Annotated in this window: 12 protein-coding genes; 10 read left to right on the forward strand and 2 right to left on the reverse strand. The window is 39.0% G+C overall.

Going from position 1 to position 23490, the window contains the following annotated elements; translation table 11 throughout:
- The first annotated feature begins 10 nt into the window (after positions 1-10).
- Entirely contained in the window at positions 11-1534 is a 1524-nt protein-coding gene (guaA, locus tag K8P02_RS01595; protein ID WP_002559489.1) for a glutamine-hydrolyzing GMP synthase, read from the forward strand.
- A gap of 68 nt (positions 1535-1602) precedes the next feature.
- On the opposite strand, the gene K8P02_RS01600 is transcribed toward guaA, so the two are convergent.
- Positions 1603-2286 carry a Crp/Fnr family transcriptional regulator gene (locus K8P02_RS01600; protein ID WP_025866497.1) on the reverse strand — a complete coding sequence of 228 codons (684 nt, stop codon included), beginning with the start codon at positions 2284-2286 and terminating at the stop codon, positions 1603-1605.
- 175 nt (positions 2287-2461) lie between these two features.
- Between K8P02_RS01600 and K8P02_RS01605 the strand changes: the two genes are divergently transcribed.
- Positions 2462-3067, forward strand: a complete 606-nt coding sequence (locus tag K8P02_RS01605; protein WP_007484289.1) for a MarC family protein — start codon at positions 2462-2464, stop codon at positions 3065-3067.
- 144 nt (positions 3068-3211) lie between these two features.
- Here the strand turns inward: K8P02_RS01605 and K8P02_RS01610 are convergent, their stop codons facing one another.
- Positions 3212-5773, reverse strand: coding sequence for a hypothetical protein (locus tag K8P02_RS01610; protein WP_025866496.1), 2562 nt, complete (start codon positions 5771-5773; stop codon positions 3212-3214).
- A gap of 222 nt (positions 5774-5995) precedes the next feature.
- Here K8P02_RS01610 and K8P02_RS01615 point away from each other — a divergent pair, with 222 nt between their 5' ends.
- The 8 genes from K8P02_RS01615 to K8P02_RS01650 all read left to right on the forward strand — a co-directional run bounded on the left by K8P02_RS01615 (position 5996) and on the right by K8P02_RS01650 (position 23465).
- Entirely contained in the window at positions 5996-7036 is a 1041-nt protein-coding gene (locus K8P02_RS01615; RefSeq protein WP_025866495.1) for a glycoside hydrolase family 43 protein, read from the forward strand.
- Between the two features lie 779 nt (positions 7037-7815).
- Positions 7816-10116, forward strand: a complete 2301-nt coding sequence (locus K8P02_RS01620) for a GH92 family glycosyl hydrolase (RefSeq protein WP_223381907.1) — start codon at positions 7816-7818, stop codon at positions 10114-10116.
- Between the two features lie 8 nt (positions 10117-10124).
- Positions 10125-12347 carry a GH92 family glycosyl hydrolase gene (locus tag K8P02_RS01625; RefSeq protein WP_025866494.1) on the forward strand — a complete coding sequence of 741 codons (2223 nt, stop codon included), beginning with the start codon at positions 10125-10127 and terminating at the stop codon, positions 12345-12347.
- Between the two features lie 80 nt (positions 12348-12427).
- On the forward strand, positions 12428-15505 hold the full coding sequence (locus tag K8P02_RS01630; protein WP_025866493.1) for a SusC/RagA family TonB-linked outer membrane protein: 3078 nt from the start codon (positions 12428-12430) through the stop codon (positions 15503-15505).
- An 11-nt stretch (positions 15506-15516) separates the two neighbouring features.
- Complete coding sequence (locus K8P02_RS01635; RefSeq protein WP_025866492.1) at positions 15517-17385, forward strand: RagB/SusD family nutrient uptake outer membrane protein; 1869 nt, start codon at positions 15517-15519, stop codon at positions 17383-17385.
- 22 nt (positions 17386-17407) lie between these two features.
- Positions 17408-18136, forward strand: a complete 729-nt coding sequence (locus K8P02_RS01640; protein ID WP_025866491.1) for a DUF3823 domain-containing protein — start codon at positions 17408-17410, stop codon at positions 18134-18136.
- An 11-nt stretch (positions 18137-18147) separates the two neighbouring features.
- The gene (locus tag K8P02_RS01645) at positions 18148-20712 is read left to right on the forward strand and encodes a glycoside hydrolase family 3 protein (protein ID WP_025866490.1); all 2565 of its coding nucleotides are present in this window, start codon (positions 18148-18150) and stop codon (positions 20710-20712) included.
- 8 nt (positions 20713-20720) lie between these two features.
- Positions 20721-23465: a carbohydrate-binding protein gene (locus K8P02_RS01650; protein ID WP_025866489.1), complete on the forward strand. Its 2745-nt coding sequence runs from the start codon at positions 20721-20723 to the stop codon at positions 23463-23465.
- The last annotated feature ends 25 nt before the right edge of the window (positions 23466-23490 follow it).

Raw genomic sequence — 23490 nt, forward strand, 5'->3', positions numbered from 1 at the left:
AACCATTTATATGCAGGAAAAAATAATAATCCTTGATTTCGGATCGCAAACTACACAGCTTATTGGCCGTCGTGTACGCGAGCTGGATACGTATTGTGAAATTGTTCCTTATAACAAGTTCCCCAAAGGAGATGAAAGTGTAAAAGGTGTTATCCTTTCCGGAAGCCCTTTCTCAGTATATGACGAAAATGCATTCAAGGTAGACCTGAACGAGATAAGGGGTAAATATCCTATTTTGGGCATTTGCTATGGTGCACAGTTTATGGCTTATACGAATGGCGGAAAAGTAGAACCGGCAGGTACGCGTGAGTACGGTCGTGCCCACCTGGCTTCTTTCTGCAAGGACAACGTGTTGTTCAAAGGAGTGAAAGAGGGTACTCAGGTATGGATGAGCCATGGAGATACCATTACTGCTATTCCTTCCAATTTCAAGAAAATAGCTTCTACTGACAAAGTAGAAATAGCTGCTTATCAGATTGAAGGAGAACAGGTATGGGGCGTACAATTTCATCCGGAAGTGTTTCATAGTGAAGATGGGACACAGATGCTGAAGAACTTTGTGGTAGATGTTTGTGGTTGTAAGCAAGATTGGTCTCCGGCTTCGTTTATTGAAAGTACAGTAGCCGAACTGAAAGCCCAGTTGGGTGATGATAAGGTAGTGCTTGGCTTAAGTGGTGGCGTTGATTCGTCAGTAGCTGCCGTATTATTGAATAGAGCTATCGGTAAGAACCTTACTTGTATCTTTGTTGACCACGGTATGCTTCGTAAGAATGAATTTAAAAACGTAATGCATGATTATGAATGCCTTGGTCTCAATGTGATTGGTGTGGACGCCAGTGCTAAGTTCTTTGCAGAATTGGAGGGCGTAACTGAACCGGAAGGCAAACGGAAGATCATAGGTAAAGGTTTTATCGATGTATTTGATGAAGAAGCACATAAGATTAAAGATGTGAAATGGCTGGCACAGGGTACAATCTATCCGGACTGTATCGAATCATTGTCTATCACGGGTACAGTGATCAAGAGTCATCACAATGTAGGTGGATTGCCTGAAAAAATGCACTTAAAGCTCTGTGAACCGCTTCGTCTTTTGTTTAAGGATGAAGTTCGCCGTGTAGGTCGCGAATTGGGTATGCCTGAGCATTTGATTACGCGTCATCCATTTCCCGGACCTGGATTAGCTGTGCGTATTTTAGGTGATATAACTCCGGAAAAAGTATCTATCTTGCAGGATGCCGACGATATCTTTATTCAAGGATTAAGAGATTGGGGATTGTATGATCAGGTATGGCAGGCAGGTGTTATCTTGCTTCCGGTTCAGTCTGTAGGTGTAATGGGAGATGAACGTACATATGAAAGAGCGGTTGCGCTGCGTGCTGTGACATCTACCGATGCAATGACGGCTGATTGGGCACATTTGCCTTATGAGTTCTTAGGAAAAGTTTCTAATGATATAATTAATAAGGTGAAGGGTGTGAATCGTGTAACTTATGATATCAGTTCCAAGCCACCGGCAACTATAGAATGGGAGTGATGAAAATAATTTCTCCGTGCTAAAAAAGTGGCCTCAACTTTTAAAGGTTGAGGCCACTTTTTTAGCCGTTATTTTCTTTTTTCATTCCATTCCGCCAATAATGCAGCATCCGGAATGATAATTTCTTTTCTATGCAGTTCCAATAACTTCTGTTCCTGCAAGGAATTCAGAACTCTGGATACATTTAATCGTGTATCATCTACACAGCGGGCAAAATCATCCATTTTTATTTTCATGATTTTCTCTCCCTGAATCCTTTCCGCATGGACTAGTATGAAATGAATAATCTTATCTTCTATATCCGTATATGCTTCATCCCACAAACGACCGTAGAGATTTTGAGCCCGGTTGCTGATGAAATTCATGTAGTTGAGACGGAATATCTCATATTTGAGCAGACCGGAAAGAACAAATGCTTTGCTGATGCTTATGGTGTGTGACTCCGTATGAGCTATGTAAGATGAAGCGTAGTTTACGTTCATACCAAACAAGGCATAAGGTTCAATCACATAAGGTGCTTCCATGTGTTCGATAAAAGTAAATAAATCATCTTTGGAGGTGGTTTGCAAAGAAAGTTCTCCTTTCAGTAGGAAAATCAACTGATTGCAAGGAGTACCGCTTTTTACAATCACTTCTCCGGCTTTATGCTTGGTGAAATGCAATTTTACCTTCTCCAGTATATTTGTGAAATCTTCGTGGCAAAGTCCTTGAAATAAAGGCAATTGCAACAAAGTGTTAAACATCGTTTCCATACAAGTATAATCTTCTAATTTGAAACAAATGTAGTTATAATCAGAGCTTACTGTGATCATTTCGCTTCTCTTTTTGTTTTTTTTATTATTTCTTAATTGAACGTACTGATTCAAGAAAAAAAATATTGTAAAATGCATAAAAATAGATTATCTTTGCAGAAAAAAAGGAGGAGCGATGTTTACAGAATTTAATTTTCAACAGATGATTAGTGCGTTTATCGTACTGTTTGCTGTAATTGATATTATTGGTTCTATTCCTATCATTATCAATCTGAAAGAAAAAGGAAAAGACGTAAATGCGATGAAAGCTACTGTTATTTCGTTTGCTTTGTTGATAGGCTTTTTCTATGCCGGTGATATGATGTTAAAGCTCTTTCATGTAGATATTGAGTCGTTTGCCGTAGCCGGTGCTTTTGTTATTTTTCTGATGTCTCTCGAGATGATTCTCGATGTAGAAATTTTCAAGAATCAGGGCCCTATTAAGGAGGCTACTCTTGTTCCGCTTGTCTTTCCTCTTTTAGCAGGTGCCGGAGCTTTCACTACCCTTTTGTCGTTGCGTGCCGAATATGCCAGTATTAATATAATCATTGCGTTGGTACTGAATATGATTTGGGTTTATTTTGTGGTGAGTATGACGGGACGTGTAGAACGTTTTTTGGGTAAAGGTGGTATCTATATCATCCGCAAATTCTTTGGAATTATTCTGTTGGCTATCTCTGTGAAATTGTTTATGAGTAATATTACATTGATGGTAGAGGCATTACAAAAACACTTGCCATAAAAAAGAATCTTAGAGATAGAGTCTCATTTTAAAGGAACAGAAATTTTATCAGAGAATCTGAATATCCTATTAGTAGAATGTATGCTTTTGTTTCGCGAAACAGGAGCATACATTTTTATTATAAACTTCTATCTTGTTTAGAGGTTACAATTGACAATTGATTACTTCATTGAATGTCTTCGTATAATCCGTATTCAACATTGCTTTATATTCATTGCAGAATGTGTCGAATGTTGTTTTAGCCAAGCTGGTTCTGCCATTTTTATACAGTGCCTGGCATTTGAGAATTAATGCATACTCATCTGTTTTGTCGTGTGCAAACATGCTGTTGGCTATCTGAATTAATAATTCGTTGTTTCCCTTTATATATTCCTGTTTAGATAGGCTTATTGCCGTATCTAATACGGAATTGGCATAATTAGACTTGAAAGAATCCAACCAGTCGGTTTGAACATAGGGTAATAATTGCCCGGATAGTAGGTTTAGAGGCAAATCATTGATATTTGTTGCTGTGATCGGTTCGTTATTTTTCACTTTGTCTATGCAATTGCATACTTCTATATAGTCGCAATAAGTTTGAGTAAACTTAACAGACCAATAGGTACTTTCTTTCACAAGTTCGGCACCATCCAGCTTTTCCAGTAAGAGTTTCAATTTCCGGATATTTACCCGTCGGTTATTTTGAGCGCTTTCATCCATTTTATCAAACCAAAGCAGTTCCCGCAGAGTGACATTCGAAATTCCTTTCTTGTTATTTACGCTGTATAATATGATAAGAATCAACAGTTGTTTCAAAATGGGAGTGAATGATTTAGTAATATCTATCCCATTCTTATCCCATACCTGGAATCCATCCAGAAAAAGAATGGATGACTTTCTGTGAACAGTTAGTTTAGGTTTATAATTCTCTTCTTCCGAAGTTGTTTCGTGGAGGCGGTCCGTATTTGTAGTGACCGGAGAGTTAGGATTAAAGTTTCTTTTTCTTCTTCTTCGATAACAGAAGTATATACAGCCTATACCTGCAATAATGCAGACTCCGACACTAATAAAAAAAAATGATCGTTGCAGAATGGCTTTACGCCCTGTGGCCGTTTGCAGGGTATCTTCTACTTTTAATGGCGGATAAGCCAACGAGTATACGTTAATATTTGATTTATTGTTGTGGTTATAATTGGTTACCGCATAAAGTTGTGACTGCAAAGAGTCGTAGTAGAGAGTACAGAATGAATTTACATCGTTAAAGGTGAAAGGGATAGTATCTGCATAGTTCGTACTGTTGTTTCCACTATCCAGATCGAAAGACTTTAGCAGGATATAACTGTTTGAACAGTCATTCGGAAAACATAAAGCGTACAGCTTATTATTTTTTTCATCTGCAACGATATTATTACCGATAACGAAATTCTTTGTATCGTTGGGGATAGTCCACAATTTCTTTGTTTTGAATGTGTTGATGTCTATCGCATAGAGATCGTAATAATTGATGATTCCTAACTCTTGTTTTCCCTGTGGGTTACCACATCCTCCGAACACCAGTATCGTGTCTCTGTTTTTGTAACCTGATCCGCTCAGATAACGTGGAGGTATTTCTTCGCTGTACGATACCGATTTCCAATTGTCCTGCGTCCGTTTTTTTTTAAGTATCTGGTTCTTATATTGATAATTACCGTATCCGCCAAAAATATATAAACACGAATCATTTGGAGATACAAAAGCATTGTGTTGAGAATATTCCGGATTTTTTATTTCACGGTCATTCCTCGTCCATGTGTTGTCCTTGAAATTGAAAATAGAAATCCATTTTAGGGTGTCAAAATCATATGACCATAACTCATTATAATATGGATGATAAATGAGTTGGTTGTTTATTTCCGTATATGGAGCTCCGTGGGCAGAAAAAATCGTATCTAATGTATCATCGGTGGTCGAATAAACGAGAACAGATGAACTATTGGCAAAATAGATATTGCCTTTTGAAGGAGCGTGACAGATTTGTGTATATATCGGTAATTCCAACGTTTTTTCTTTTACCCATTTGGTATGTTTGTTTATCTCCCATGTGGGGTTGGTTACTGTTGCCGGAATATGATGCAGACTGTCCGAACAGGAATATGGCTGATGTTCTTTCAGCGGCCAGTATGCAATTGTTTTATTTTTACCGTCTGTAATTTTTATATTACGTATAGACATCGGAGGGACATCCGAAGAGTGAAATTTATTATGGTCGGAATACCCGAAATAGAATTTAACGTTTTTGATATTTATAGGTTTATACCGGTCTTGCAACATTTGATTATCGAAAACAAGCCGTAGACTGTCCGGATAGATTGAACATCGGATATGTACCCATTTATTCCATGTGTATTGCTTTAGTAGTTCTTCGTCGAAAGCCAGATAGATGTTGTCACCTTCTATTAGATTCAGTGTTTTTTTTCCCGGTGTGATATTAGCTATTAAGTCAAAACTTTTTTCATTATCAACTATGATTCTGAATACATACCCGTAATTATGTTCTTCTGATCTGAACTTAATGTCGAAGTCTAATGTGAAGCCTTTTGATGCATTAAATTCTGGAGACAGGATAAGTGATGTTCTCTCTTCTTTAATGGCACTATGGGCAGCAAAATATAATCCGGATGAAATATTTTGTGATTTAAATAGTATCGGGTTTAATATAAAGAGTAGAAAAAGGATCGTTTTTTGCATAATACTCACGGTTGTTTCTATGCAAAGGTAATATGGTTTATGAGATTTGCAAAAAAAAGATTTATATTTTTGTATGACCTTTCATGGGATTATGAGAATTAATAAAATGTTAATGCTTAGGTACTCCTTGTTTGGGTCTGAGGGGGATCTGTTAATGAATTATTAATATTATTGTTAACGGTTAGGGGCTATTTTTGCTACTTGTTAATTAAAAAAGGAAATATGAAAAATGCTGTTACAGTATTGGGGTTGATGCTATTATTAGTGGCATGTAGTAATAAAGAAGAGTTTAGCGGCAATCCTATTGTTGAGGGATGGTATGCTGATCCGGAAGGAGTCGTGTTTGATAATGAGTATTGGATATATCCTACTTTGTCCGATCTTCCTCCCGGAGCTGATAGTGTAGATTTTGTCGGCTTGCAAAAGGAAACGCGGGCCATCCATCAGGTTTATAATATCCAGACCTATATGGATGCTTTTTCATCCAAAGATATGGTACATTGGACTAAACATCCCAAAGTATTGTCTATTGAAAATATAAAATGGTTGGAATTTGCTTTATGGGCGCCTTCTGTTGTTCAGGCGAATGGTAAATATTATCTGTTTTTCGGAGGCAATGATATACAGAATGACGAACAGTATGGGGGGATTGGTGTAGCCATAGCCGATCATCCGGCCGGTCCTTTTAAAGATGCTTTAGGTAAACCTTTGATTGATAAAATTGTGAATGGTGCCCAGCCTATCGATCAGTTTGTTTTTAAAGATGATGATGGTAGTTATTATATGTATTATGGTGGTTGGCACCATTGCAATATGGTAAAGTTGAGTCCGGATTTATTGAGTCTTGTTCCTTTTGATGATGGTTCGTATTATAAATCTGTCACTCCTGAGAATTATGTGGAAGGACCCTTTATGCTGAAACGGAATAATAAATATTATTTTATGTGGTCGGAGGGTAGTTGGGGCGGCTCAGATTACAGTGTAGCCTATGCTATTGCAGATTCTCCATTTGGTCCTTTTAAGCGTATCGGAAAAATATTGCAGCAAGATGAAAAAGTGGGTACAGGAGCAGGGCATCATTCGGTAATTCAAATTCCCGGAAAAGATGAATGGTATATTGTTTATCATCGCCATCCGTTGGGGGATGCAGCTCCGAATCATAGAGAGGTTTGTATAGACCGTATGTATTTTGATGAGAATGGGTTTATAAAACCGGTGGAAATGACTTTTAAAGGTATTGGTGTGAATAGATTGCCGGATTAAGCGCGAAGCGATAGAATATCATTGTTATTAGGGAGTGTTTATTTTGATAGGAGTGTATTTTCCTTACAAAATAAACACTCTCTATTTGGGATATTTATACCTGCTGTCATATCTTATGACTCTTTGATTGGTTTCTCTACGATGAACGCCTCGTTTCTCTACGGAGATCGGGGCGTTTGTCGTAGAGAAACGACCCGTTCCTCGTAGAGGAAAATATGCGGTTCTTAATTGTTTGTTAATCAAATCTTTATGTAGGTTGTTGCTTGTCCTCTATTTTCAATTATTAAAGCCTGCGATTCTGTTTCTTTTCTGGGATTTTTATTGCTGAATTACTTACATATATGTCTGAGCTGAGGATGACTTTGATTCTCCATTACTAAATCGTTGAAGATAAGACATGAGCTAAACTCACCACAGAGTAACACTGAGTTCCACAGAGATATTATTTTCTCTGATGAAACGCGGATTAACACAGATTAAAAGACTGTAGTTCTTTATTATACATTTGTTTCTCTTTGCGAAAATCTGCGTTTCAATAAAGATTTAAAAACTCTGTGGGACTCAGTGTTACTCTGTGGTGAAATCGTTCGTACTTGAACTTTTATCCCTATCTCTCGCTGTATCTCCTCCTTATGGAAAGCGGTTAATGTCTTGTTAATGTTTTCAATTCGAAAATGTGCTCTAAAGGCATTTGTAGCCTCGATTATTAATGTTCTGTTAATGGTTTCGTTAATTGCATCGACCTATTTTTGCATCAAACAAAAAATAAAAACGATACCATGAAAAAAGTTCCTTTAATTGTGTTCTTATCTGTTTTACTTATATCGTGCAGAAGTAAAGAGGTGGTTACTGATTCTGCTTCTTTTTCTCCGGTTGATTATGTGAATCCGTTGGTTGGCACATTATCCAAATTTACATTATCTACAGGTAATACCTATCCGGCTATTGCACTGCCTTGGGGAATGAACTTCTGGACACCACAAACGGGAGATATGGGATACGGATGGACCTATTGCTATACTGATGATAAGATAAAAGGATTTAAGCAAACGCATCAGCCCAGTCCGTGGATTAATGATTACGGTCAGTTTTCTTTGATGCCGGTGACCGGGGCTAAAAAGTTTCTTCAAAACGAGCGGGGAAGTTGGTTCTCTCATAAGGCTGAAACGGCAAGACCTTATTATTATAGTGTCTATCTGGCCGATCACGATGTGAAAACAGAGATAACCCCGACAGAACGTTCGGCTTACTTTATGTTCACTTTTCCGGAAAGCGAAGATTCGTATATTGTAGTAGATGCATTTGATAACGGCTCTTTCATTCAGATAGATGAGGAACACTATACAATAACCGGCTATACAACGAAAAATAGCGGAGGAGTACCGGATAATTTCAGAAATTATTTCGTGATGAAATTTGATAAACCTTTTGTCACGGCAGAAGTATGGAGTGGAGATAAAATTATAGAAGGTAAAAAAGAGGTAAAGGATAACCATGTCGGAGCTGTATTAGGATTCAGGACAAGCAAAGGTGAAAAGATTGGTGTGAAGGTGAGTTCTTCTTTTATTAATGAAGAGCAGGCCTGGTTGAATTTAGAGGAAATTGGTAGTAAGGATTTTAATGAGGTAAAAGGTGCAGCCCGGGATGCTTGGAATGATGTAATGAACAAAGTGAGAGTGGAAGGTGGTACGGATGAACAACTTCGTACTTTCTACTCTTGCTTATATCGTTCCTTGTTGTTTCCACGTAAGTTTTATGAAATAGATAAATCCGGAAATATTGTCCATTATAGTCCTTACAACGGTGAAGTGAAGAGTGGATATATGTATACTGATACCGGCTTTTGGGATACGTTCCGTGCTTTGTTTCCATTCTTGAACCTGATGTATCCTTCCGTCAATAAAGAAATTCAGGAAGGGTTGGCGAATACTTATAAAGAAAGTGGATTTTTACCCGAATGGGCCAGCCCGGGACACCGTCACTGTATGGTGGGTAATAATTCAGCCTCTGTTGTGGTAGATGCTTATTTGAAAGGATGTCAGGCAGAAGAGATCAGCCTGTTGTATGAAGCCGTTCTGCACGGAGCAAACAATGTACATCCCCAGGTTCCCTCAACTGGAAGATTAGGACATGAATATTATAACCGATTGGGTTATGTGCCTTATAATGTAGGTATTAATGAAAATGTTGCCCGTACTTTGGAATATGCTTATGATGACTGGTGTATCATGAAACTGGCGCAGAAACTAAATCGTCCACAGGAAGAAATAGACCTTTATCGGGACAGAAGTAAAAACTACCGGTTCGTTTTTGATAAAGATAGTAAACTGATGCGTGGAAAGAACGAAGACGGCACGTTCCAGTCTCCTTTCAGCCCGTATAAATGGGGAGACGCTTTTACCGAAGGCAACAGTTGGCATTATACCTGGAGTGTATTCCATGATGTACAGGGACTTATCGATCTGATGGGAGGAAAGGAAAGTTTTGTGTCTATGCTGGATTCTGTTTTTGTGGTTCCTCCTGTCTATGACGACAGCTACTATGGACAGTGTATTCATGAAATAAAGGAAATGCAGATTATGAATATGGGCAATTATGCACATGGCAACCAACCGATTCAGCATATGATTTATCTCTATAATTACGCCGGACAACCCTGGAAAGGGCAATATTGGTTAAGGGAAGTAATGGATAAACTGTATACCCCTTATCCGGACGGATATTGTGGAGATGAAGACAACGGCCAGACTTCTGCCTGGTATATATTTTCTGCTTTAGGTTTTTATCCGGTATGCCCGGGCTCTGGAGAGTATGTAATGGGAGCCCCTCTCTTTAAAAAAGCGATTCTTACACTGGAAAATGGAAAACAGGTTATTTTGAATGCTCCCGACAACACAAATAGAAATAGATATATACATTCCTTAAAAATGAATGGCAAGGAATACAACCATAATTGGTTGAAACATGAGGAATTAATGAACGGTGCTGTTCTTGATTTCGAGATGAGTCATGCACCAAATACACAACGGGGAGTGAATGATGAAGATTTCCCTTATTCTTTAACTAACGAAAATAAATAGGAGCATAAATGAATTTACAGAAATTTTTATTATTAAGCTCTCTCATGTGCGCTTTCGGGTGTACTGGTGCAGACAAGCTGGAAATTATAAATCCGGTGGCTTATGTAGACCCTTATATCGGAACCGGGGGACATGGGCATACATTCCTGGGGGTTACCGCCCCTTTCGGAGCAGTACAGGTCGGTCCTAATAATATCAATAAAGGATGGGACTGGTGTTCGGGATATCATTATTCCGATTCCATCGTAATAGGTTTTTCACATCTTCATCTCAATGGGACAGGTTGTAGTGACACCGGGGATATTCTGTTTATGCCATACATCGGTAAAGTACGTACACAACCGGGAACGCAGCAAAATCCTTTGTCTGGTTATGCTTCCTGTTATTCGAAAGACAACGAACGGGCTCTACCCGCTTATTACGAAGTTTTTTTGAAAACTCATCGTACGAAGGTAGAACTTACCGCATCGGATCGGGTAGCTTTCCATCGATATACTTTCCCAAAAGACGTAGAAAAATATGTAATGATCAACCTGAAAGATGCAAACGGAGACGATCGTCCTACCGATACTTATCTGGAACAGATAAATGATACAGTCATCAGAGGACACCGGCATTCTACAGGATGGTCGAAGAAACAACAGATTTATTTTACAGCAGTTTTTTCTCAACCTGTACATTTGACTTTGTATCATGATTCTGTGCAAGTAGTGGGAAATAGTCTTCAGGGGTTGGATGTGAAAGGGAATGTTACTGTTGCCCCTGTGGTAGAGGAATTAGGTGTGAAAGTAGGTATTTCTCCGGTGAGTATGGAAAATGCAATGGATAATATTGAGCAGGAGATAAAAGATTGGAATTTTGAGAAGATTGTTGATGAAACAACCAATAAATGGAATACAGAATTATCAAAGTTACAGATAGAGACTACTGATACAGTGGCAAAACGTATCTTCTATACGGCCTTGTACCATGCCTTTATGCAGCCAATCATGTTTAATGACTGTAACAAGGAGTATCGTGGAACTGATAAGAATATATATGGTGATCCGGGTTTTACCAATTATACAGTATTCTCTTTATGGGACACTTATCGTGCTGCTCATCCTTTGTATACATTAGTACAACCGGAACGTGTTCCCGACTTTGTCAATTCGATGCTTGCTATTTACGAGCAACAAGGGCGTTTGCCGGTATGGCATTTGTATGGCTCGGATACGAATGAGATGATCGGTATCCAGTCCGTTCCGGTGATCGCTGATGCTATATTGAAAAATGTCAAAGGGTTTAATTATGAGCGTGCTTATCAGGCAATGAAAGCATCTATGATGTCCGATTATAAAGGGTTGTCGTATGTCACGAATCTTGAATATATTCCGGCGGACAAAGAGAATGAGTCGGTTGCTAAAGGTCTGGAATATGCTATTGCCGATTGGGGAGTGGCACAAGTAGCCCGGAAGTTGGGTAAAGCGGAAGATTATGAGTATTTCTCTAAACGTGCTTTAGCTTATCGGAATTATTGGGATAAAGATACGCATTTCTTCAGAGGAAAAAATCAGGACGGTTCATGGCTAACTCCGTTTAACCCTGTACACTCCACTCATCGAAATGATGCTTATTGTGAAGGAAATGGCTGGCAATATACCTGGTTGGTACCTCATGACATCGAAGGACTGATATCCTTGTTTGGAGGTAAAGAAGCATTTGTTTCAAAGTTAGACAGTCTGTTTCTGGTAAATGAGGATTTGGGTGATGAGGCTTCTCCGGATATTTCCGGTTTGATCGGGCAGTATGCGCACGGTAATGAACCGGGGCATCACACAGTATATCTTTATTCCTTTGTTGATCAGCAATGGAAGACAGCGGAAAAGGTAGATTATATCCTATCGCACATGTACAGTGATTTGCCGGATGGGCTGCAGGGTAATGAAGATTGCGGACAGATGTCTTCCTGGTATGTATTTTCTGCATTAGGTTTTTATCCGGTTAATCCGTCTGACGGTATGTACGTTTTCGGAAGACCTATATTTGATAAGGTAGTGTTAAAACTACCGGGAGATAAGTTTTTTGAGATACGTACAAACAATAATTCTGCGAAGAATAAGTATATACAGTCTATAGAACTGAACGGACAATCTTATAATAAACTTTATATCTCTCATGCGGATATTATGGCTGGTGGTACATTAGTTTTTACAATGGGAAATCGGCCGAATAAACAGTTTGGAAAGTAGGTATTTAATAATCTGATACTACTTTTCACAGGTTTATATCGAAAATAAAAATCAAATGATGAATTAAATCTATTATAATTATGAAACATCTTAATTTAAAACTGATGCTTCTGCTTTTATTGCAGTTTGGCATAGTGAATGCTCAGAGCCAAAAGGTGAAAGGTATTGTGAAGGACACATCCGGAGAGCCGTTGATAGGAGTAAATGTCTTATTGAAGGGCAGTACTGTTGGGGCAATTACGGATTTGGACGGTGCTTTTGATTTGAATGTGAATGGCGATAAAGGTGTCTTGGTTTTTTCTTTTGTAGGTTTTGAAACAAAGGAAGTGCCGGTTAAAGGACGCAATTTCCTGACTGTTATTCTTACAGAAGATAATACGCAATTGGAAGAAGTTGTTGTGGTGGGGTATGGAACTCAAAAAAGACAAGAGATAACCGGTTCTGTAGCTTCTGTCAATAGAAAAGAGATAATGACTGTCAGTACTGCGAATATAACCAGTGCACTTCAAGGTAAAATTCCGGGATTGAATATTAAGCAGAATACGGGTGAACCCGGTACTTATGACAATAGTTTTAATATTCGTGGTTTGGGTGCTCCGATGGTTATTGTCGATGGAATTCCCCGGGATAATTTCGACCGTATCGATCCCAATGAAATAGAATCGGTTTCGGTACTTAAAGATGCTACGGCAGCTGTATATGGTGTTCGTGCTGCCAATGGCGTAATTTTGGTAACTACCCGTAAAGGAACAAAGGGACGGACAGAAATAAATTTAAATGCTTCATACGGTATGCAGGGTATCACAAAATATCCTAAATCTGTAGATGCTTATGGATATATGGAATTATACAATGAAGCAATGGCTAATAGAGGTGAAACGACTCCGACTTATTCTCCAGACTTGATAACTTCTGGCAGTCCTTATGCTAATGTCAATTGGTATGATGAAATTATAAGAAAGAATGTTCCTCAATATCAAGTTAATCTTACCGCTTCCGGAGGTACGGATAGGATTCAGTTCTTCAATAGTATCGGTTATTATTCGGAAGAGGGATTGTGGAAATCGAAATCTCTTGATTATGAGCGTTTTAATCTGAGATCAAACATTACGGCTCAGATTACCGATCAGCTTACAGCTGAGTTTCAGATAGGAGGTTTTATAGATACAAAGAATGCACCTCCTTATGATCCGGGAGATATTCTCAAATCGATTGGTGCTCAGGTTCCTATTTATGAAATCTATGCGAACGGTAATCCTGATTATCTGGGAAAACAATATAACGATGATAATAATGCATTGATAAAAAGTTCAAATGAATATGCCGGATACCGTAAAACGAGCAATACACAGATACAAGTTACCGCTTCGCTTCGTTGGGATATCCCTTTTGTGAAAGGTTTATGGGCCAAAGCTCTTGTTGCTTATGATCCTAAATTTTACAAGTCTAAACTTTTTAGTAAGCAGTATCGCACTTATCAGTATGACAAAGCTACCGGTACTTATTCGGTTGCAAATACGTCAGCCATGTCGAGTGTAACGGAATGGAGAAGTGATACGGCTACTCCTACTACGCAGCTTTCTTTAAATTATGAAAATAAGTTTCAGAATAAACACAATGTGAAAGCTTTACTTTTGTTTGAAACCCGTAAATGGCAGACTTCTGAGTTGAGTGGAAAGCGGAATACTTTAATGGATGCTGTCGATCAGATTTATGCCGGATTGATTGATGATGCCCGTGAAATAAACGGGAGTGCCGATAGAAATGCAAATGTGGGATTGGTGGGCCGTTTTGATTATGATTATTTATCTAAATATTTAGTACAAGCCAGTTTCAGATATGATGGTTCTTCCAAATTTTACAATAAAAAATGGGGTTTCTTCCCGTCTTTGTCTGTAGGTTGGAGAATTTCCGAAGAGAGTTTTATCAGAGACAATTTCTCTTTTATTGATAATTTGAAGTTGAGAGCTTCCATTGGTCGTATGGGAGATGATAATGTGGAACCTTATTTATGGATGATGGCTTTCAACTATCCGGGAAACGATAGCTATATGTTGGGTGACGGTTCTTTAATACCAGGAGTGGGTGTTCCGCAAATACCTAATGCAAATGCAACCTGGTATACTTCTACGACTAAGAACTTAGGTATAGATTTAAGTTTGTGGAATGCTGCTTTGACGGTTGAGTTCGATCTTTTCCGCCGTGACCGTGATGGATTGTTGGCAAATCGTATCGTTTCAGTGCCCGGAACATTCGGTGCAACTTTTGCGAAAGAAAATATAAATTCGGACATGCAGGAAGGATTTGAACTTGTCTTGGGACATAGTGGTAAGGTAAGAGACCTTTCTTATCAGATTCGTGGAAACTTCACTTATACTTTGAATAGAAATAAGTATGTAGAGAGTGTGCCGTCTGGAAACTCATATGATAACTGGCGCAATAATAAGAATAACCGGAATAGTAATATTCTGTGGATGTATCAGGCTAACGGACAGTTTGTAAGTATGGATGAGATCTATAATAATCCTGTTTTGGGTGGAGTATATAACAAATATTCTTATTTGCCGGGTGATATAAAATATGTGGATTACAATGAAGACGGTATGATTGACGAATGGGATATGCAACCCTTGATGCGTAATAATACTCCTATTATGAATTTCGGTCTGACACTTAACGGCCAGTGGAAAGGACTGGATTTGAGTATGTCATTCCAGGGAGCTTCCATGTTTAATACAAGAATGAATGCAAGTCCGTTACAGTGGGGAGGAAGTGCATGGGACATTTTTATGGATCGTTGGCATAAAGTAGATGCCTCGGGTAATGTGAACTCTTTCGATCCTAACGGAGAATGGATTCCCGGAAAGTATCCGAGTACACGTATTCAAGATCCGCAGAATTATGGAATTGAATCGAGCTTCTGGTATAACAACTGTACTTATCTTAGATTAAAGAATCTTGAAATAGGCTATACATTCCCAAGAAAATGGACCAAGTTCGTCGGTGTGAATTCGCTGAGATTATATGCTAATGGATATAATCTGTTTACTATCCAGTCTTCTGACTCTGACTATATCGATCCGGAGAATCCGGGTGGAGGTATTGACAGATACCCTATTATGAGGAATTTTAATTTTGGGATTAATGTAAACTTTTAAAATTTGTCGCCATGAAAAGGAAAATATATTTGATACTTGCATTGATGATGGGCTTATTTTCGTCATGCAATGATTTTTTGAACTTACCTCCCTTAAATAAAATAACGGAAGATCCGATTTTTGGAACGGAAGCAGGCATTGAAGCTTATATGTCGACTCTGTATAATCGGTTGCCTATCGAAGATTTTAATTATGGTTCGGAATCTGGGTTTAATAATTGGGTTTCCGGTTGTTTCGTACCAGCACTTAGCTGTGACGAGGCTATACATTGTGAGTGGCCGCATGAAATAATGGGACCTACAGGTAATGGAATGTGGAATCAGTGGTGGGCATATGATAATGTTCGTAATGTAAATGAGTTGATTGAGAAGCTCGGTACATCGGTACTATTTACTGAAACAAGAAAAACTGAACTTTTGGCGGAAGCACGCGCTATCCGTGCCTGGTATTATTTTGGTATGGTAAAGCGATATGGTGGAGTACCTATTATAGAGACACCTCAAGTTTATGATCCCGATGATCTGGAAGCTTTGCTGGTATCCCGGAATACGGAAGAAGAATCTTACAACTTTATCTTGAAGGATTTGAATTATGCCATCGAATATTTACCGAAAGAGAGGGTTGCAAGTGAAAAATATAGAATGAATCGCTTTTCGGCTGCAGCACTTAAAACGAGGGCAATGCTTTTTGCTGCCTCTATTGCTAAGTATGGTACGTATGATAAAAATGGGGTGGTAGGTTTTGATAATCCTGATAAAGCTAAAAAGTATTATGAAGAAGTGATTGCTGCCGCAGAAATAATTATTGGAGAAGGCAATTATAGTCTGTACAGAGCTAATGCTGATAAGGCAAAGAATTATCAACAATTGTTTTGGGTAAAAGACGATTGTCCGGAAGTTATTTTTGTAAAGAAGTACCAGTATCCGGGTAAAACCCATAATTGGGATTTATGGAATTCTCCTTGGGGGTATCGTCTGCCCGAAGGGTACGGATCACGTTTAAGTCCTACGTTAAATCTTGCGGAAGCTTTTAAAATGGCCGATGGAACATCGGGAGCATTGAATACGAATTCATCCGGATGGGTAGTGGATACATCGGGCAAGATTCAGGAATTTGATAAACGGACAGATTTGTTCAAAGGCCGTGATTCCCGTTTATATGCTACCATTATGATTCCCGGTTCCGAATGGACCAATGCGAAAGGTGATGTAAGTGGAATCATTGACATTCAGAAAGGAGTGGTTGAACTTAATGGTCAAAGTGTAAAAGTCTTGAAAGAAGGTGGAGCTTTTACGGATGAGATTCAGTATGGTGATACAGTTTTGAGTGTGATTGGCAAACAGGGAGTAGGCGGAACCTCCGAATCTACTATTACAGGGTTATACATTAAGAAGTTTCTTTTTGAAGGAAATGCTCCGAATGATCCGAAACATAGTAGTCAGGACCAGGATTGGTTGGAATTCCGTTACGCAGAAGTTCTGTTAAACTATGCAGAAGCAGCAGCCGAACTTGCTTCGTCAGGTGAAACAAAATATGTTTCTAATGGCCTTACTTATCTGAATGACGTCCGTGACCGTGCGGGAGTGGAGGATGCACCGGCATTAACCGTTAAAGCGGTTCGTGAAGAGATGCAGGTAGAATTTATGTATGAAAATCATCGTTTTTGGGATTTGAAGAGATGGAGAGAAGCCGATAAGGTGATGAATAATGTAAAGATGAAAGGCTTGTATCCATACTATGTAGCTAATACGAAAAAGTGGATATTCAAGAAAACAGAGATTGGTAATGCTCATGATTTTAAACCTTATATGTATTACATCCGAATCAATGATGAACAGATTAATCTGAACCCGAATATAGTTCAGAATCCCGGATATTAATTGATTAATAAAAAAGAAAGATATGAAAAAGGATATATTGTTTGTATTGCTTACTGTATTGTTATCTTCTTGTTTTGAATTAGATAACTATGATGCTCCCAATGCCGGAATTAACGGTAGTTTGATAGATAGTGAAACTGGCGAAGTTGTATATACAGAACAGCCCGATGGTTGTCGTATCAAACTACTCGACCTGGGATATAAAGATCCGACCCCTCTCTATTTCTGGGCGAAAGCGAATGGTACATTTCGTAATGTTGCCTTATTTGGAGGTGACTATAAGGTATCACCGATCGAAGGTCCTTTCTTTCCGGTGGCAGAAGAAGAACTGACTTTGAAAGGAGTAACCGATCATAATTTTAAAGTAACTCCTTATCTGAAAATAAAATTAATGGAAGTGATACCCGGAGAGGCTGGAAAAGTGACTGTGAAATTTTCGTTGAAACGTTCTGCTGTTCCCGAAGGAATGGAGATTGGTAAGAAAACGATTTCCGAGGTATGGCTTTTATGTAATACGATGCCGGTTGTGTCTTATTACAATGGAGGATACAATGACGGGTTGAGTGTGAAGAAGACTTTAAGCCGGACCAGTGACGAAACAATTGAAAGTAAAGATCAGGAAATTACACTCGATAAATTGGAGAGTGGAGTAAAATATTACCTGCGCTTGGCGGCTCTTTCCAGTTGCAGTTATAACTCTACTCTGAAACGATATAACTACTCTGAAATATTTGAATTTGTGGCTCCTTAAACAACATGAAAATGAATAAAAGAAGAATATTATTTTTTGTAGTAAGTCTGGTTTACGTGTTTACTGCCCAGGCACAGAATGGTAAAGATGTTTATTTGGATATGAATGCCCCTCGGCACGAGCGCATTCTTGATTTATTATCTAAATTGACCATTGAAGAGAAGATCTCATTACTGCGTGCGACTTCACCGGGTATTCCACGACTTCATATAGATAAGTATTATCATGGAAATGAGGCGTTACACGGAGTTGTACGTCCAGGAAACTTTACCGTATTTCCGCAAGCTATCGGATTGGCTGCTATGTGGAATCCTCAATTGCTGAACGAGATTTCGACGGTTATTTCAGATGAAGCACGTGCAAGATGGAATGAGTTGGAACAAGGGAAAAAACAGTTGGGGCAATTCAGTGATTTACTTACATTCTGGTCTCCTACAGTAAATATGGCAAGAGATCCGCGTTGGGGGCGTACCCCGGAGACTTATGGTGAAGATCCCTTTCTGTCCGGAAAACTCGGTGTTTCATTTGTAAAGGGGCTGCAGGGAGATGATCCCCGCTATCTGAAGATAGTATCAACACCAAAGCATTTTGCAGCAAACAATGAGGAACATAATCGTTTTGAATGTAATCCTATCATTAGTGAGAAAGATTTGAGAGAATATTATTTGCCGGCATTCGAAAAATGTATTATCGAAGGAAAGGCTGCTTCTATAATGACTGCCTATAATGCTATTAATGATGTTCCTTGTACGTTGAATAACTGGTTGTTGAAGAAAGTTCTCCGCCATGACTGGGGATTTGACGGGTATGTGGTTTCCGATTGCGGAGGACCCGGTTTTTTGGTAACACATCATAAATATGTGAAAACATTGGAGGCTGCCGCGGCCTTGTCTATACAGGCTGGTCTTGATTTGGAATGTGGAGATAATGTTTATATGGAACCTTTGCTTAATGCCTATAAACAGTATATGGTAAGTGAAGCGGAAATTGATTCTGCTGCTTATCATGTCTTGAGAGCTCGCATGCGTCTTGGTCTGTTTGACGATCCGGCTTTGAATCCTTACAATAAAATATCTCCTTCTGTAGTAGGATGCGAGAAGCATAGTAAGTTGGCTCTTGAGGCTGCTCGTCAGAGCATCGTCTTGTTGAAGAATGAAAAGAAATTCTTGCCACTTGACTCTAAAAAGATAAAATCGATAGCTGTAGTTGGGATAAATGCAGGAAATAGTGAGTTTGGTGATTATAGTGGTACACCGGTTAATCAACCTGTGTCCATACTCGAAGGAATTAAAAAGAGAGTGGGAGATCAGGTCGAAGTAATGTATTCTCCCTGGACTTCTTCTGCTTCGGGATATGAGATGATAACGAAATCTTATTTTCCGAATGGTCTGAAAGCTGAATATTACGATAATAAGGATTTGGCAGGTACTCCTAAAGTACGTATAGATGATAACATCAATTTCGAACCGGCCAATCAGGCACCTGACCCTTTCTTGCCAAAATCTCCATTGTCTATCCGTTGGAGCGGTGATCTTGTACCTACTATTTCGGGAAAATATATATTGGCTTTTGCTACCGATGACGGTTGCCGGTTATATATCGACGGAAAGAAGATGATAGATTCATGGCATAACAGAGGTGTGCAGGCAGATAGTATATCTCTATTTCTGGAAAAAGGAAAAAAATATGAATTGGTTGCTGAATACTTTGACAATGGAGGTGAAGCATCTGCCAAACTGTATTGGCATGCACCAGACACCAATAAAAAAGAGTTGATAGATTTATATGGAGAGGCTGGTGACATCATGAGAAAATGTGATTTGACAATTGCTGTATTAGGAATAAATAAATCCATTGAGCGTGAAGGACAAGACCGTTACTCGATTGAGTTACCGAAAGACCAACAGATTTTTATTGAGGAAGCTTATAAAATAAATCCAAATACCGTAGTGGTTCTGGTTGCCGGTAGTTCATTGGCCATAAACTGGATGGACGAACATATTCCTGCTATTGTCAATGCCTGGTATCCCGGAGAAGCGGGAGGTACTGCTGTGGCTGAAGTTCTGTTTGGTGATTACAATCCCGGAGGAAAACTGCCTTTAACCTATTATCGCAGTTTGGATGAATTACCCGCATTCGATGATTACGACATCCGTAAAGGACGTACTTACCAGTTCTTTGAGGGTAATCCCCTGTATGCGTTTGGACACGGGCTGAGTTATACTACTTTCTCTTATAAAAAGCTAAGTATCGATCCTGCCGGTGATGTAGTGAGAGTAAGTTTTACTCTGAAAAATACCGGAAAGTATGAGGGCGATGAGGTCGCTCAGTTATATGTGAAATATCAGGGAAGTGACTCTCAGGTAAAACTGCCTTTAAAACAACTGAAAGGTTTTGAACGAATACATCTGAAAAAAGGAGAAAGTAAGCAGATAAATTTGACTGTTCCAAAGTCTGAATTACGGTTCTGGAATGAAGAGGAAGGGGAATTTTACACTCCTGCCGGCGATTATCTGTTTATGGTTGGTACAGCCTCTGATGCTATACAACTTCAACAAATAGTTACTTTAAAATAAACTAAGGTATGAAGAAAACAATAATGATATCGTTATTATTGCTTTGTGTCTGCACTTTCACTCAGGGAAAAGAGTTTCCGGCTTTTTTCCCGAAAATGAAAGCTGTACAGGAAGCTGTATACTTGAGTATTTCGACCGATCAAACCGAAGCAAAGTTAATATGCAGGGTATTTCAGGGAATAATTAACCGAGATTCAGCAGAGCTCTTTTTAGGGGATGATTCACATGAAATAACCTGGTTCAAATATACTAAGAAACCGTATAGACGTCCGGCTTATAATGTTAGTACCGGTGAGAATAGAGCACTGCGTACTTTATTTCGGAATTATAAAGACCGTTTGGACAAACTTATCGTGTGCGATTTTAAGGTAAACGGATTTAATTGGAATATGGCTGTGATGATAGCTTGTGCCGAGAATGCTTTGCCTGTTAGTGAAGAATTGAAAAACACATTGGTGGAAGAATTCGGTTGGGACAAAGAAATTGTCGATATACGCAATCGTTGGTTTACGTTGTCGGAAGCTTATGATTGGGCTTTGGCGGAACTTATGCCTAAGTTGAATAAAAAAATAACCTTCAGCCTTGGACTGCGCGATGATTGGGAAGGTTTTCCATGGCGGTTATACGACTATGCCGTTGCAACCCGTTCTTTTACTTTCTGGCTTGACAACCATTCTACAGAGGGGAAAAATATCATTAAGCGTATACTTAATACGGAGGGTTATCCTAAAAACTCATTTGTACTGGGATACGGAATGCATGGCGATGATTTGAATGATGCTATTAATCCTGAAGGATGGGGCTTTCTGGTAGGGGATATTTTCCCGAATGCAAGTTTTTATTCTTCTTTTCCAACAGAAACATTTAAACAACCTGAACCAAAGGCTGTAACTGCCGAAAAAGGAAAAGTGTACGTAGCATTGCATTGGAGTGATGGCGATAATATTCAATTTAACCACAATGCCACATATGATATTTTTAATCAGAAAGGTAGGGGAAAGGTTCCGGTTTCGATGACATTATCGCCTGCATTGATGGAGATTGCTCCGTTTATCCTGCGGTATTACTATGAGAATGCAACGGAAAATGATGAATTTATCGGTGGTCCGTCCGGCGTTCAGTATATTCAGGAAGCTCTTTATAAGCCCATGGATTATGTACGTTGGTGTGAAATGAATGGTGAATGGCTTTATCAGGCAGGTATGTCTGTCACGGCCTCTTCTCTTCGTTGGCCGGCACAACCATTCTTTAATAATGGTTTTGTGAAAACCGGAGTACTGGGAACTATTGCATGGACTAACGGTGCCTATCGGGATGCTTATGATTGGTTAGGGATGCCTGTAATATGTACCGGAGGAGTTGTTTCTAATAAGAAGGAATTGTATAATTATCTTTCCGGTGTTTCCGTATCAGAGAATTATCCGGTTTTCACAGGAGTTTATATGGTACAGGCAGGAATGGGAGGAGATGGTTATCCGGGCATTAATAGCGTAGTAGAACAATTGAATGCGGAGTTTCCCGGTAAGTATGTCTTCCTAAAAGCCAGTGATTTAATGGCAACTTCACGTCAATATTTTGAAAGTGTACATGCCCCTTATAAAGAATTGAGTATTCCGGGACGCATAGAAGCAGAAGATTTTGATAAAGGTGGTCAGGGAGTGGGTTTTTATGATACTTCTAAAAGTAATCAGGGAGGGAAATACCGAACAGAACCCGGTGATTTTGTGGGGATAGGAGAAGGTGGAACGGGGTATTATGTCGGTTGGACTGCTACTGGAGAATGGTTGAATTATTCTGTTGATGTACAGGAAGCCGGCGTTTACAGAATGGATATTAATTATTCATCTACTTCTTCTAAAGCAGGAGTTACCGTGATGCTTGGCGATAAAGTTCTGACTACGGTTGAATCACAAAAAAAATCGGAATATTCCGATTACAGTGTATATGTTAATCTGTCCGAAGGAAAACAGATGCTGAAAGTCTTGTTTCTGGATGGTAGTATGAATCTTGATTACATAGATTTTACTCGTACGGAGTACAATTTACCCGAAATTCAGTCTGATAAAACATATAAAATAGTGGCAAAACATAGCGGGAAAGCGATTGGATTATCTGTTGATAACCAGGTGAATGGTACGAGCATTGTGCAAAAAACTTATGTAGACGAGGGCTCCTTGTCATGGAATTTGCATTTGGTTGGTGATGCTTTTTACGGCTTTCAATCGGGTAGTTCGAAACTTTTTATGACTGTTAGAGGGAATAAGTATATTCAGCAGTTCCCGTTTGATACGACTGTCGATGTGGCTAAGTGGGGGATACAATGTGTAGATGAAAACTATTTCTGTATCACTGCAAAAGGTACGGGTACTGTTCTTGAAGTGGTTGATTCTTCTGATAAAGAAAATGCAGTTCTTGGTCTGGCACCTTTTACAGGCGCGGATAATCAATTATTCTCAATACAAGAGATTGGTGATGCTACTGGAATAGGAGGTATTGAAGTGGTAAAAGCGATTACTTATCCGAATCCTTTCACCGATTATATTAATATATCAGTACCTGCTAAGGAAGGTGGGAAGTTCACACTGTACATTTATACCTCTTCCGGTAATCTGGTCTATAGTGATTCACAGGTCGTAGCTGAAAATGTAGTGACTTTTACCTGGAATCCCGGTTTTAGTATTCCTAAGGGTCTTTTTATCTATTCTCTTAAGGGAGATACTTTCTGTGCCGGCGGGAAAATAGTGAAACAATGAGATACTTTAATTTATTAACTTAAAA

It is taken from the genome of Bacteroides nordii, assembly GCF_019930665.1.
GTDB classification, from domain to species: domain Bacteria; phylum Bacteroidota; class Bacteroidia; order Bacteroidales; family Bacteroidaceae; genus Bacteroides; species Bacteroides nordii.